Origin of the sequence: Alicyclobacillus mali NBRC 102425 (assembly GCF_001570745.1) — a bacterium.
Classification (GTDB): Bacteria; Bacillota; Bacilli; order Alicyclobacillales; family Alicyclobacillaceae; genus Alicyclobacillus; species Alicyclobacillus mali.
The window spans coordinates 1-13526 of record NZ_BCSG01000008.1 but is presented as its reverse complement, the minus strand read 5'-3'; the positions used below and the strand labels follow the sequence as shown (position 1 = coordinate 13526).

Genomic DNA, 13526 nt, shown 5'->3' with positions numbered 1-13526 from the left:
CAATCACCCCCCATGCTCGTTGTCACAGATGAACTCCACCTCGGTTTCCGCCTGCCATTGGCGCCACTCACCGTCCGGCAGGGGACCGTCCGACACCCACATGTCGATCTCGTCCCAGGTAGCCACGCGCACAAACGCGGTCTGATGGAGCTTGGTGCGATCCGCCACGACAACCACACGGTCGGCACTCGTGACCATCGCCCGCTTGACGGCCGCCTCCTGGGGATTGGGCGTGGTGATGCCACGGAAATCGACGCCGTTCGCGCCTAAAAAGGCGATATCGACATGCAATTCGCCCAACATGCGCTCCGCAAACGGACCGACAAAGGCGCCGGTCTTGGCGCGAAACTGACCGCCCAACATGACGAGATCCAGTTCACGGCGTGAGCTGAGTTCGGAGGCGATATCCAGGCTGTTGGTGACAACCGTCACGCCCTCATGGCGCCACTGCCGGGCGATTTCGTATGTCGTCGTCCCTGCGTCGAGCAGCAACACTTGCCCTGGCCGCACGAGTTCGAGAGCGAGCGCGGCGATGCGCGTCTTCGCATCCTGGTTCTGGATTCGCTTCTCGCTCCAAGTCGGCTCGAATGCGGCCACTTCCTTGGCCACCGCGCCGCCGTGCGTGCGGTGCAACACGCCCTGCTCCTCTAGTTCTTGCAAATCTCGCCGAATCGTGGATTCGGAAGCTTGAAACATCTGCGCAAGTTCGCTCACGGTCGCTCGCTTGTGCACAAGCACGTGTTGCGCAATGCGGGCCTTGCGCTCGTCCGCGAACATGCCGCTCACCTCCCGCTCGGCGCTTGCAAATCGTTGTTCTCCGGTCGTCATTCGCTCGCGAACGATGGCCTATCCTTCACATACGAGCGCTCAAATATGCTCGAAAATGATTGATTGCGATCATTTTATGGTGTAGCATGGAGGTTGTCAATCGGGGTATCGATTCCGCGTGTAAACGCTTGGGGCGGCGCCGCGCCACGCCCGACGAATCACGCGACCTCAGGATTCGTGGCGAAAGGATGATCGAAGAAGATGACGATGCTGACGCGCGAGCACGTGTGCTTTCTGGACGAATCTATCGCGACGCGCACGGACGTCATTCGACGGATGGTGGAACTGGCTTTTCGCTTGGGCCACGTGGACAACGTGGACGTTGCGGTTCAGGCCGTCGAGCACCGCGAAGAAGAAGGTACGACCGGATTCGGGAAGGGCATCGCCATTCCGCACGGAAAATCATCGGCGGTGCGGGAAGCCGCGCTGATGTTCGCCCGGCTGGCAAAACCAGTGGACTGGAACAGCCTGGACGGCGCCCCCGTCGACACGGTGTTCCTCATTCTGGTGCCAGAAGGCGCTCACGATGACCACCTTCGCCTGCTGTCGAAACTGGCGCGCAAGCTCATGCACGATGACTTTGTCGGCGCGCTGCGAGAGACGAACGATGTGGACCGACTCGTGGGTACCATCCGCGGCGCGCTCGACGATTAAGGAAATGGCCAGAATCGGGCTCTGACTGCTCATGCGAAACAGAAAGAACAGGGCCAGCCGCCCTACTTGGCGACTGGCCCGTTGTGTCACTGCATCGCACCGTAATAGCCGAGATCCTGCTGAATGTGTTGGCGCACCACCTGGGGATCCGTCCCATATTGTGCAAACGCGCCGCGCGACGGATGGTTCTGCATCCCGTAACCGTAAGCTTGTTGACCGGGTTGCATGTGCATCATCTGTTGATACGGTTGCTGGTAGGGTTGCGCGTGGCCCTGTGCACCCATCATACCGAATTGCGGGCCGTAACCCGAGGGCGACATGCCGTAGCCACCTTGTGCTTGGCCCGCCGCCTGTTGATACGCCTGGCGTCCCTGCATGGAGACGACATGCGCCTGATGAGGCGTGCCGTACGAGCCGTACCCCATACCATATCCAGCACTGTCATGCATCCCCGCCATCGCTTGTCCCATCGGGTGCCCGCCGTACTGTTGCAGGTCCTGCTGAATGTGTTGACGAACCATCTGCGGATTGGACCCAAACTGGCTCAGCATGCTGTGGCCCATGCCCATGGTCCCCATCGGCGCGTAGCCGTAAGACGGCTGTGCGTACTGCGCGTCCTGTTGCATGTGCTGATGAACCGTTTCGGCCGGGGTGGCGAACTGGCGCATCTGCTGATACACCTGCGCATTGTAGCCCATTCCCTGGCCCTGGCCACCATACGTCGGTTGCATCGGCTGCATCTAGGCGTCACTCCTTCTTTGAAGTGGATGTTTCGCCTGAAGTATGCGCCATCGTCGCACCCGACATGCAGACGGTGCCGGAACCAGAAATCCCGTCCAGAGGTCAGGCGTTGAGCGACACCGACCAATCGTGCGCCGCCTGACCCTCCAGGAACTTCTCTGCGTCCATGGCCGCTTTGCAGCCAGATCCCGCCGCTGTGATGGCCTGCCGATAGCGCGAATCCATCACGTCGCCGCAGGCAAAGACTCCTTCCACGCTCGTCTCCGACGTGTTGCCCTTGGTGATGATGTACCCGATGTCGTCCAACTCGAGCTGGCCGCGCAGGAAGTCCGTGTTCGGTTTGTGGCCGATGGCGACGAACACGCCGTCCGCCTCGAGCACCTTCGTCTCGCCCGTCTGGTTGTCCACCACCTCGAGCCCCGTCACCTTGTTGCCATCTGACAGCACGCGCTTCGACTGCACGTTCATCACAAACCGGATTTTCGGATTCGACTTGGCGCGCTCCTGCATGATCTTCGACGCGCGGAACTCCTCGCGGCGGTGGACAATCGTCACCTCGGACGCGAATTTCGTGAGGAACGTCGCCTCTTCCATGGCGGAGTCGCCGCCGCCCACCACGATGACGCGCTTGTTTCGGAAGAAGAATCCGTCGCACGTGGCGCACGTTGACACGCCCCGGCCAATCATCTCGCTCTCTCCCTCAATACCCAGCAGCTTGGCCGAAGCGCCCGTCGCCACGATGAGCGCGTCCGCGGTGTATTCACGTTCCTTGTCGATCACGACCTTAAACGGGCGCTGCGACAAGTCGACATCGGTCGCAACACCCGGTCTGAATTCCGCGCCGAACTTCTCGGCCTGCTTCTTCATGGCCTCCATCAGTTCCGGGCCCATCACGCCATCCGGAAAGCCCGGGAAATTCTCCACTTCGGTCGTCAGCGTCAATTGGCCGCCCGCCTGGTCTCCCTCAAACACCATCGGCTCGAGATTCGCTCGCGCCGCGTAAATGGCCGCCGTGTATCCGGCAGGCCCTGTTCCCAGGATAATGAGCCTCCTGTGTTCCATGGAAAGGCCTCCCCTCTTTCATATATGTTACCCGTTGCGCCGCGCGACTTCCACTCGGCCCGCCACGCACACGGCGCGGTCTCCCTCAATGACAAAATACAGGTCCGCCTCCACAATCTCCGGCACGTCTTCCACCCACTGCGACATTCGGATCATCGCGTCGATCACGACGTCCTCATGCGGCTTCATCCGCGACGAAGCGCTGTTCAAGAGCGCGTCGCTCCAAAGTTCTCTGGCGTCCGCATCCGTCAGCGGCAGGAGGCGCACCGTCGGCAGCGTCTTGGCCGAGCGCCGGAGCGCCGCGGCGCCCCGTTCCTCCGAGGAAAGGTACAGGCGCAGAAGCGGGCCAAAGAGTGGATCGGTCTCCACGACGATGTTGAAGCTCGCCTGCTCTTCCGCTTGGGCGTTCGGCGCATCCGCCGCGTCCAGCCCGATGGCCGCCAGCACCTCTCGGACGGCGGGCCAATCGAGCATCACGAGCCCCTGAACGTCCTCCTCGCCTCGATACGACTTGGCAGATATTTCCTGAAACATGCGCGCCCTGGCCAAATCCGTGTCGATCCCGTCCACAAACGGGATCACGCCCGGATCCTTCTCGCGATACTCGTGATACGCAACGACCTTCGCGAGCGCACGAACCGCCTGCTCCGGGAACGGGTAGATGGGGATCTGCCGCTCTGAGTCCACCTCAAGCATCCGCACGCGGTAGTCGCCCGTGGTCAGAAAGTTGGCCACCACCGGTTTCTCGTATGGGTGGCGGACGCCTGGGGCGGGCGGATCGTTCGCCACTTCGCACAGTGCCGCCGAAATGGCGACGCGCACAGCCTCCTCATTGGACGGGCCCACAGGCGTGAAGAGCACGATGACCGAATCCACGCTCGGATCGCGCAACACCTGCGGCAGCACCTCGCGGTAGCTCTCGGCGAGCGTCTCGAATCCCACGTTGATGACCGGGCCGACAAAATCGAGTCCCTCGCGCACAATGCGATCGACGGTCATTACGGCCCCACCGGCGGTATTGGTGACAACCGCCACGCGGCGCCCACCGCGCGTAGGGCCTGCCTTCAGCAGGACGGCGACATCGAACAGCTCCTGCAGCGTATCCACGCGGATGACGCCCGCCTGCAGGAACATCGCTTCGACGGTCGCGTCCTCCGCCGCGACCGACACCGTGCGCGCGTTCGCCACATCGTGGCCAACGGGCGTCCGCGCGCTCTTCACAGCCAGGATGGGCTTCTGGCGTGTGATGCGCCGGGCGAGCCGAGAGAAATTTCTTGGATTCCCAAACGACTCGAGGTACAGGAGGATCATCTCGATGGCCGGATCGTCGCCCCAGTATTGGAGCAGGTCGTTGCCCGAGACGTCCGCTCGGTTGCCCAGGCTGACGAAGCTGGCGACGCCCAAACCGATGTAGGCCGCGTAGTCCAGGATGGTGATGCCGAGCGCGCCAGAATGGGATGCGATGGCGACATGACCGTACTCCGGCACCTTCGGCGCGAAGCTCGCGTTCAGCCGCGTCTCGCTGTCCATCTGGATGAGGCCGAGGCTGTTGGGGCCAATGAGGCGGCACCCCGCCGCGCGCAGCTTTTCCGAGATCTCGCGCTCCAACTCCTCGCCAGGTTTGTCCATGTCGGAAAACCCAGACGACAAGATCATCACGTGCTTGATGCCCGCCGCGATCACGTCGTCGATCACGGACAAAACCTGCGAAGCGGGCACGACGAGCACGGCGAGATCGACGGGTTCCGGGACGTCGCGCAGGCTGGGGTAGGCGCGCACCGCGGCCACCGATTGCGCCGATGGGTTGACGGGATAGACCGTCCCGCGAAAGTCGCTGTTCAAGATGTGGCGAAACAGGACGTGGCCGAGTCGATCCTTATTTCTCGACGCGCCCACAACCGCAACCACCTTCGGGTGAAAAAAGTGGTGCAACGACGTCATACCGCTCTCTGCCCCTCTCCTGGCGCGAACGGCCGCAGTGGCAACTGCCGCCCGCGGCCGTGATCGCACAAATCAGGCGTACGCCTGGTCCAAGAACTGCTCCACCTGCTCCTTGGACTTCGCGTCGCGGCTGAAGAGCCGCTTGACTTCGCGGCCTTGGTCGTACACGAGGAAGGTCGGAATCCCGAGAATCTGCAACTCTTCCGCCAAGTCCGGCACCTCGTCCCGATTCACGCGGACCAGCGCGAATTGCTCACGGTACTTTTCCTCCCATCCCCCCAAATATGGCTCAATGCGACGGCAGTCTGGACACCACGTCGCATAGAATTCCACCACCACGCGGCCTGATTGCACCGCTTCCCGATACCTTTCGCTCGTGCGGATCTCTTCCACGGCTCTCGCTCCCTTCCGCCTTCATTATACTGCTCGCCGTGTCTAAAACCACCCGCCCGAGCGAAGGCGTCCGACAGGGCACAAAAAGAAGGCGGATCACATCGATCCGCCCAAGAGAAGGAGTGGCGTGGACAGCCTGAAGCGACCGGCGCGTGGCCGGGGTGGCTCCCGCCCATCTCAGGACGAGAGCCGGCGAAAGGTGACGATCAACTGATCCCGATACCGCCGAATGTCGACGACGCGGATTTGGCTCCGTTCCACCGCTTCCTTGAGCTCCCGCATCATCAACTCGTTGCGAGCTTCGTCGGCCTGCGTGAAGATGACCGTTTCGAATGGCGGTTCCATCGAGATCGACCCTCCGCGAGAGAATGCGGACCAGGGCGTGCCCTGTTGTCTGTAGCGTAGCGCATCGCGGGGGTCGGATCAACGCCTTTTGTTAGGATATCTTACATAAACGAAGTTTTTTCTCTGTCATCGTCATGTTTCTTACCAAGACCGGCGCACGCGCTGCGGCAGGAAATCGCGCCAAACTCCTGCCGACCAGCGCTCCCCCGTGGCATCCCGCACGAGAATCTCGGCATCCGCCGCGCCATCGTGCGCCCCGATGAAGTAGCGGTCCGCAGCCGCCATGGCGAAGATGAGCGGGCGGGCAAGCCCCAGTGCGCGCTTTCCGTCGCTCCTCGGCGCGATGGCCGGAAGTGGACGCCAACGCTCCACAGACAGCTCGAAGGTGTGTTCGTCCAGCCACGCGCCGACGGCGACGGTGCCGCCCAGCCTTCCGCGAGCCCGGCGCGCCCATTCGGCCACTGCTTCGCCGCAGCCAATCCACACTTGATAGATGCCGCCTCGCGGCAGGCGAACGGCGGCCAGGGTGCGCCCGGCGAGCGGGCCGTCGGGATACACGCCTTCGAGGAACACGGTGCGCACGCGCCGCAGTTGATTGCGATGAATGGTCGTCATCTCATATCCTCCACCCGATTCAGCCGTTCGCCCATGTGTATGCCGATATGCGAGCGCGGGTGCCAAAACGAACGCGGGCCCGGCATCACCGGGCCCGCATACAGCAGAATAGGTTCCATCACGCCTTGGCGAGATCCGCCTGAATCCGTCGGAGGAGCGCCTCACAGCCCAAGCACACGAGGCGGTACACCTCTTCGAACCGGCCGTCGTAATACGGATCCGGCACCTCGTCCGGCTCGTCCGGGACGAGATCGAGCAGCCGGAACACGCGCTCCGACCGAGTCGCGCCGAGGCGCTCGAGGGCGTGCATGTTGGACTCGTCCATCGCGACGATGTAGTCGAACCGCCGGAGATCCTCCGAGCGGATCTGCCGGCTCACGATGCCCGCGTAGTCGATGCCATTTTGTTCGAGCACGCGGCGCGTCCCGTGATGCGGCGGATCGCCGGCATGCCAGTCGCCGATGCCGGCGGAATCCACCTCAATTTCGCCCTCGAGGCCAGCTTTTCGAACCATGTCCCGGAAAACGGCCTCGGCCATGGGCGAGCGGCAGATGTTGCCGAGGCACACGAACAGCACGCGGATCATGCGCTCTCTCCCCCGTCGTCCAACCGGTACACCCAATACCGCTCCGTGCCGAGCAGGCGCAGGACTTCCGCCCGAGCCTCTCCCCCGGCCGCGAGCGCCTCCTCGACCCTCGCGAAGATGCCCGAGAACTGCGAGCGGTGCGCCTTCATCGCCGCGAGCTTCTGCTCCAGAACGCTCGACACATCGATGACAAAGTCGGGATCGCCAAGGATCTTCTCGGGCTCGTGGACCACGGCCGAGCCCCAGATGACCGGCCGTTCCTCCTTCGGTAGCCGCTTGACGGCGATCACGGCCGCGTTCGACATGGCGTCGTGATCGGGATGCACGCCGAGCCCGGGATAATACGTGATGAGAATCGACGGCTTCACCTCGCGGATCACCGCTTCGATCCGATCCGCGATACGCTCGGGATCCTCAAACTCCACCGTCTTGTCCCGCAGGCCGAGCAACCGGAGATCCCGGACGCCGAGAATCTCGCACGCGTCTTCGAGCTCCTTGCGCCGGATCTTGGGGAGCGTCTCCCGATTCGCGATAGGAGGATTCCCCATGTTGCGGCCGAGTTCGCCGAGCGTGCCGCAGATGAGGGTGGCTGGCGTGCCCGCGCGGGTGAACAGAATCACCGTCCCGGCCTTGCCGAACGACTCGTCGTCTGGATGAGGATACACGAGCAGCAGGTGACGCGTCTTTTCCACTTGTGCCATCGCTCACGCCTCCTCCTCGATCGCGCTCATGGGCCAGGGGGTGCGTGAAAGCTGCAGTGCAACCGCGAGCCGCCCCTCGTCATCGTGGCCTGCCAAGAGCAACCGACCCTTCTCGTCCACTTCGTAGTCCGTGAGTCCCTCGGCGTAAATCCAGCCGTTTTCCATCTTCAGGCCAACGCGGTAGGGCCGATTTCCGGCGATGGCGGCCCGCTCAAAGCGAACCCGCCCGTTTCGAATGTAGGCACACACCGCCATCGGCTGGCCGAACCGGTGCGCGGCATACGCGCCGTTGGTGGTCTCGAGATGCAGGTACACATCGTCTCCCACAAAGCGGCTCAAAGCAGCCTGCACGGCCTGCACATCGATCGGTTTCAAAGCGCAGCACCTTCTTCCGAGTTTCGCAGCTGTGCGATATGCGATAATCGTGACGAATCAACGTCCTCTATCGTGCCAAAACATCGGGGCCGATTCAAATGGCCGAACGGCCCCGCGCCGGGCGCGGTGGAGTGAAGGAGGTCTTCCATGAACGCCGACGCGCGCAGATGGATCGAACGCCTGCAACTCACCCCGCACCCCGAAGGCGGGTACTACCGCGAAATCTACCACTCCCCGCGCTATCTACGCGATCCGGCCACCGTGGAGGCGTATGGCGGCGCGCGCCGCAGCGCCACCAGCATCTACTTCCTGCTGCCCGAAGGGGAAGTATCTCGACTCCACCGGCTTCGCTCCGACGAGCTATGGTACTTTCACTACGGCAGGCCACTCGTCGTGCACCTTTTCCATCCTGGCGGCCGCTACGAGGCGCGAGAGCTCGGGCTGCCCGACGCGCCGGGCCGGGAACCCCAGGTCTTGGTTCCCGCTGGGACCATCTTCGGGGCCGAGCTGATTCCGAGAGACGATCCGGGATTCGCGCTGGTGGGCTGCATGGTGACGCCCGGATTCGACTTTCAGGATTTCGAGCTGCTTTCGCGCGAGGCGGTGGCTCCCCTCTTTCCGGATTATGAGGACGTGATCGCGCGCCTCACGTGAGCGATTTTTGCATCCGAACGTGAGGAATGCCGGCGTCGTCAAACACGTCGTCCGAAGTCCGCCGGTAACCAAGCTTCAGATAAAAGGGCTCGGCGTGCAGCTGCGCGTCGAGCACAATCTCCTGAAACCCATCTTCGCGCACCAGGTCCTCCACAGCCTGCATCACCCGCCGCCCCAGTCCGCGGCCGCGCGCATGCGCCAAGACCGCCACCCGCTGCACCTTGGCCGTGTGAGGGTCCCCCGGATGATACGGGCGAAAGCGCGCCGTCGCCATTGGCGCTCCATCGTCGTCATACAGGAGCATGTGCACTGCCCGATCCGGCTGATCGAACTCGTCGATCTCCAACTCTTCCGGCACTCGCTGTTCCTCAATGAAGACCTGCCGCCGGATGGACAGGCAATCGCGCAACTGCGCGTCATTCGTGACCTTCACCGCGCGCATCCCCAACACCCCCAGCGATTTGGAAGACATCTTTCGAGAAGCGTATAATTCAACGCGAGTATGCAAGGAGGAAGGCGCATGTCCACCATCACCGTGTCCGCAAAGGAACCGCGCGGCGGGCGCCGGGCCCTCTTCTTGATCACCATCGCGCTCGGCGTGCTTCTCAATCCCCTCAACTCGTCCATGATCTCCGTGGCCATGGCCAAATTCGAACACGTGTTTCACGTCCATTTTACCACGGCGTCGTGGCTCATCTCGTCGTACTACCTCGCCAGCGCCGTCGCGCAACCCATCATGGGCAAGGTGGCCGATCTCGTCGGCCGCAAACCGCTGTTTCTGATCGGGCTCGCCCTGGTCGCGCTGTCCTGTGCGCTCGCCCCATTTGCACCCTCGTTCACTTGGCTCGTCGTCTTTCGGCTGATCCAGTCGTTCGGCAGCGGCGCCATATATCCTGCAGGCATGGGGATTGTGCGCAATGTCATCACGGATCGGCAGGCGCAGGCGCTCGCCTTTTTGTCCGTGTTCTCGTCGGGCGCTGCGGCCTTTGGCCCGTCCATCGGCGGGGTCATCATGAACTACCTGGACTGGCAGGGCATCTTTCTCGTCAACTTCCCGTTTGTCGTAGCGAGCTTCCTCCTCGCCATATTTGTGCTGCCGAACCCCCGCCGCGGCGACCGCCAGAAAGCCCGCGAGGTGCTGCGCGAGATCGACCTGCCAGGCATCGCCCTGTTCATTCTGGCCATCGCCGCGTCGCTCGTGTTTCTGCTCTCGCTCACGGAAAAGCCTGTTTGGTGGGCGGCCGCCGCGGGACTCTTGGCTTTTGTCGCCTTCGGGTGGCGAGAACACCTCGCGCCAAGCCCGTTTTTAAGCCTGCGCTTCTTCCGGCAATACACCTCGCTCGCGTGGGTGTTGGTCCAGTTCACCACCGTTAACATCATCTTCTATTCCATCTTCTTTGGCATGCCCACCTACCTGCAGGAAGTGCGCGGCTTCAATTCGCAAGAGACGGGGCTCATCATGCTCGCGGTCGCTGGTTTCAGCCTGATCACGGCGCCCATCACCGGCCGCTGGGTGGCTCGCAGCGGTTCCCGGCCGCCGCTCATCCTCGCCGCCTTGTTCATGACGGCGGGCAGCCTGCTCATGTTGACATTGCACACGGCGTCGCCCGTGTGGTGGCTGTGCGTGGTGTTGTCCGTCCTGGGCCTGTCCAACGGTTTTAACAACGTGGGCCTTCAGACGGCACTGTTCGCGGCCAGCCCACGCGAGGTCATCAGCACGGCATCCGGGCTGTTTCAGATGTCCCGTTACATGGGGACCATCCTGTCGACGGTCGTGCTCGGGCTCTTGTTTGGCGCGCGCCTCACGACGTCCGCGCTGCACATCTTGGCCGTGGTGCTTGCCTGCCTCGGCGCCCTGGTGTTGGTCATGAGCCTGCGCCTCCCTCGCCAGAGCTGACGCCATGAGAAAAGGCCGCCCGAAGAGGCGCTTTCGCCTCGTCGAGCGGCCGCGCGATGCGCACTCACGACGATCGCGTATCCTCCTGCTTGAACGCCCGCGCTTGCCGCATGGCGCGATCGCGAAATGCCTTCGGCGTGAGCCCCACCTGTCGCTTGAACAGCTTGTTGAAATACGTGGGATCCGGGTAACCGACGTGTGCGCCCACCTCGTACGCCTTGAGGTGGAAGTCGCGCAGCAGCAGGTCCTTCGCCTTGTTGAGGCGTGTCTGCACAATGAACTCCCGAATGGTCATCCCCGTCTCGCTCTTGAATCGCTTGGACAAGTAGCTCGGGCTCAGAAACACCTGGCTCGCGAGCGTCGCCACATCGAGATCCGAATCGTAGTTGCGCTCAATGATCTCGATGACCTGCCCGATCTGCGCGCTGTGTGCCGTGCGCGCCACTTCCTCCCGACCGAGCACGACCATGAGCGCATGTTTGAGCCTGTCGCGCCAGTCCCACCACTTCGGGCATTCCTCAGCCACAAAGCGGAGCCACTGGCGCGTCGAGATGGGAACCTGCAGCATCCGATCCCGCCCGTCCGCCTGGCGCTGCCCGACGGCCGCCATGATGAGCTGAGCGCAGAGTTCAGCCACGTCTTCCAGCTTCGTCGGCCGCTCCGCGAACTGTGCGAACCAGTCCTCCACCACGGAGGCAATGCCTTCGTAGCCCCGGTCCCCGAGTTGCATGACGGCGCGCGTGATGAGCCGGGTCCTGTCCTCCTCGTGAAGCGGCACGAGCTCGCGCCTTCCCTGCGAGTAGGCCGACAACTCAAACACGTTCCAGTGCGACGCCGCAGTGGCCTCCAACAGCGCCTGCCACCAGCGCACAACCTCCCGCTCGTCACTCGCCGAGCTGACGCCCACCAGCGTCCGATCCGCCGCCAACCGCCCCAGTGCGGCCTCGAAGCCCTCCATGGCCCGCTCCGGATGGTGGGCGGCAAGGGTGATGACGTATGTCGCCGGGTCGCAAGACAGGAGATGCACGCAATCCAAGCCCGCCGCTTGAATCTGCGCTAAAAACGGATAGATGGGGACGACGCGCGAACTGCGGACCACGGCCACCAGCCACGCCTGACGGTCGCGGACACCTTCGAGCGCCCTCTTCACTTCTCGAAAGTCGAGTTCCACGGGATACTGCTGCAGCACGTCCCAGGTGACAGACGGCCAACTGGTGCGAATTTCGCGGATGGCGTGCAGCGAGGATGAAACACTTGTCTTTTTCGGCATGCGCACGCTCACGTTAGCCCTCCCCTCGCGCCCCACGAGGAATGAAAACGGTTTCTCTCAAAACATTATAAAAGAATCTCTGCCCACAGGGGAGTCGTAAATGCCATCGTTCTTGTCTTTCTTGGCACTTGTTTGCGAAAGAAAGGCGCCGAATTTCCCTGTTTCGGCGCCAAAAGACAAGAATCTACTCCGCGTTCGCCCACCTGATGAGCGACGACGGGCGATCGCAGTACATCAGCCGCAGCCGGTGCAACGCGCGCGTACAGCCAACATACAGCAGTTTCGCGTCTCGCTCGTCGGCGCGATAGTGGGCCTCATCGGCGTCCACGATGATGACGCTGTCGAACTCAAGCCCCTTGGCGAGGTACACGGGCACGACGCTGATGCCACCTTCGTAATGCGCCTGTGCCGCCGTGAGCAGATGCGCATCCAGCCCCGATTCCAGGCACACCTGGTGATACACGTGTGCGTCCTCCTCCGTGCGCGTCAGCACGGCCAGCGTCGTCGCTCTGCTCCTCTCCTCGGACAGTCGTTCGATAAGGGCATCGAATCGGCCCTCCCAGGTCACGGGCTCGACGACGACGGGATCGCCGCTGCGGAACACCGGTTTCGCCAGGACCTTCGGCCTGAACGGCTCGAGAATCCGGTTGGCAAACGACACAATCTCGTGGGTCGAGCGATACGATACGGACATTTCCACATACCGGCTTCCGCGCGGAAACAGCGCGCGAACTTCGTTCCAGTCCCGGAAACCGGCCTCGGTGTGTATGCTCTGAGACAGGTCCCCGAGAATGGTAAACGATTGGCTCGGACAGTACGACTGAAGCACCCGGATGTGGGCCGGAGAAAAATCCTGGGCTTCGTCGATCACGACGTGATGAAACACGTCTCTCGCGTCCACGCCGCGAAGCCATTGATGAATGGCGAGGAGGAGCGGCAGGTCTTCGGGTTGCACGAGCGGTCGGGCCCCGTACTTCGCAGGCCGCTGAATGGATGCGAGCGACAGCTCGGGATGATGCCGCAGAAAGGACTCGTAGATGGGCAGCGGCTCGAGATCGGGCCACGCCCGCTCGAACTCGCGCGCGGCGGCCGCAATTTGCCGTTTCACGCCCTTATCCGCCTTTCCCGCATCCTTCGCCTGCATCTCCCACTGCCGCTTGACGCGAGCTATGACGCGATCCCGCCGATCCCGCACCGGGTAGCGCGCATACTCCACGTGAAACCAGTGGGCGATGGTCTCCGCGGAGATGGGCGGCCCGACTGGAGACGGCACGTCTCGCTTGGGCACCATGGTCCTCTCCATCCCTTTGAGGAAACCCTCGAGGTCTTCCAGTGTCTGAACGCGGCCTTTGACCTCAATCTCCCGCCGCATCGCCTCGTACGCCTCGTACGCCTCGTACGCCTCGTACGCCTCGTACGCCTCGTACGCCTCGTACGCCTCGTACGCCTCGTACGCCTCGTACG

Annotated in this window: 16 protein-coding genes; 3 read left to right on the top strand and 13 right to left on the bottom strand. The window is 62.8% G+C overall.

Annotated elements, in window-relative coordinates:
• Positions 1-3 precede the first annotated feature (3 nt).
• Positions 4-777 carry a DeoR/GlpR family DNA-binding transcription regulator gene (locus AMA01_RS04200; protein WP_067847791.1) on the bottom strand — a complete coding sequence of 258 codons (774 nt, stop codon included), beginning with the start codon at positions 775-777 and terminating at the stop codon, positions 4-6.
• A 252-nt stretch (positions 778-1029) separates the two neighbouring features.
• Here AMA01_RS04200 and AMA01_RS04195 point away from each other — a divergent pair, with 252 nt between their 5' ends.
• Positions 1030-1482 carry a PTS sugar transporter subunit IIA gene (locus tag AMA01_RS04195; RefSeq protein WP_067847787.1) on the top strand — a complete coding sequence of 151 codons (453 nt, stop codon included), beginning with the start codon at positions 1030-1032 and terminating at the stop codon, positions 1480-1482.
• A gap of 86 nt (positions 1483-1568) precedes the next feature.
• On the opposite strand, the gene AMA01_RS04190 is transcribed toward AMA01_RS04195, so the two are convergent.
• From AMA01_RS04190 to AMA01_RS04155, 9 genes are all read right to left on the bottom strand, one after another.
• On the bottom strand, positions 1569-2222 hold the full coding sequence (locus AMA01_RS04190) for a hypothetical protein (protein ID WP_067847784.1): 654 nt from the start codon (positions 2220-2222) through the stop codon (positions 1569-1571).
• A 103-nt stretch (positions 2223-2325) separates the two neighbouring features.
• The gene (gene trxB, locus AMA01_RS04185; protein WP_067847781.1) at positions 2326-3285 is read right to left on the bottom strand and encodes a thioredoxin-disulfide reductase; all 960 of its coding nucleotides are present in this window, start codon (positions 3283-3285) and stop codon (positions 2326-2328) included.
• A gap of 27 nt (positions 3286-3312) precedes the next feature.
• Positions 3313-5226 carry an acetate--CoA ligase family protein gene (locus AMA01_RS04180; protein WP_067847778.1) on the bottom strand — a complete coding sequence of 638 codons (1914 nt, stop codon included), beginning with the start codon at positions 5224-5226 and terminating at the stop codon, positions 3313-3315.
• Between the two features lie 72 nt (positions 5227-5298).
• Entirely contained in the window at positions 5299-5619 is a 321-nt protein-coding gene (locus AMA01_RS04175; protein ID WP_067847775.1) for a thioredoxin family protein, read from the bottom strand.
• Positions 5620-5796: 177 nt separating this feature from the next.
• Positions 5797-5964, bottom strand: a complete 168-nt coding sequence (locus AMA01_RS13880) for a hypothetical protein (protein ID WP_014463746.1) — start codon at positions 5962-5964, stop codon at positions 5797-5799.
• Positions 5965-6105: 141 nt separating this feature from the next.
• Positions 6106-6579, bottom strand: a complete 474-nt coding sequence (locus AMA01_RS04170) for a hypothetical protein (protein ID WP_067847772.1) — start codon at positions 6577-6579, stop codon at positions 6106-6108.
• A 118-nt stretch (positions 6580-6697) separates the two neighbouring features.
• Positions 6698-7165 (bottom strand): low molecular weight protein-tyrosine-phosphatase, encoded by a 468-nt coding sequence (locus AMA01_RS04165; RefSeq protein ID WP_067847769.1) that lies wholly within the window; start codon positions 7163-7165, stop codon positions 6698-6700.
• On the bottom strand, positions 7162-7866 hold the full coding sequence (gene bshB2, locus AMA01_RS04160) for a bacillithiol biosynthesis deacetylase BshB2 (RefSeq protein ID WP_067847766.1): 705 nt from the start codon (positions 7864-7866) through the stop codon (positions 7162-7164). The genes AMA01_RS04165 and bshB2 overlap by 4 nt, the downstream gene beginning before the upstream one ends.
• Before the next feature lie 3 nt (positions 7867-7869).
• Positions 7870-8241, bottom strand: a complete 372-nt coding sequence (locus AMA01_RS04155; RefSeq protein ID WP_067847763.1) for a YojF family protein — start codon at positions 8239-8241, stop codon at positions 7870-7872.
• A gap of 147 nt (positions 8242-8388) precedes the next feature.
• Between AMA01_RS04155 and AMA01_RS04150 the strand changes: the two genes are divergently transcribed.
• Complete coding sequence (locus tag AMA01_RS04150; RefSeq protein WP_067847760.1) at positions 8389-8895, top strand: cupin domain-containing protein; 507 nt, start codon at positions 8389-8391, stop codon at positions 8893-8895.
• Here the strand turns inward: AMA01_RS04150 and AMA01_RS04145 are convergent.
• The gene (locus AMA01_RS04145; RefSeq protein ID WP_067847757.1) at positions 8888-9337 is read right to left on the bottom strand and encodes a GNAT family N-acetyltransferase; all 450 of its coding nucleotides are present in this window, start codon (positions 9335-9337) and stop codon (positions 8888-8890) included. The genes AMA01_RS04150 and AMA01_RS04145 overlap by 8 nt on opposite strands.
• Positions 9338-9415: 78 nt before the next feature.
• On the opposite strand from AMA01_RS04145, the gene AMA01_RS04140 reads away from it, so the two are divergent.
• A complete protein-coding gene (locus tag AMA01_RS04140; RefSeq protein ID WP_067847754.1) occupies positions 9416-10792 on the top strand; it encodes an MFS transporter in 1377 nt (458 codons plus the stop codon).
• Between the two features lie 64 nt (positions 10793-10856).
• On the opposite strand, the gene AMA01_RS04135 is transcribed toward AMA01_RS04140, so the two are convergent.
• Together AMA01_RS04135 and AMA01_RS04130 are read right to left on the bottom strand one after the other, a co-directional pair.
• Positions 10857-12074: a helix-turn-helix transcriptional regulator gene (locus AMA01_RS04135; protein WP_231862815.1), complete on the bottom strand. Its 1218-nt coding sequence runs from the start codon at positions 12072-12074 to the stop codon at positions 10857-10859.
• Between the two features lie 172 nt (positions 12075-12246).
• On the bottom strand, positions 12247-13526 hold a 1280-nt coding region (locus AMA01_RS04130), incomplete at its 5' end, for an ATP-binding domain-containing protein (protein ID WP_231862814.1).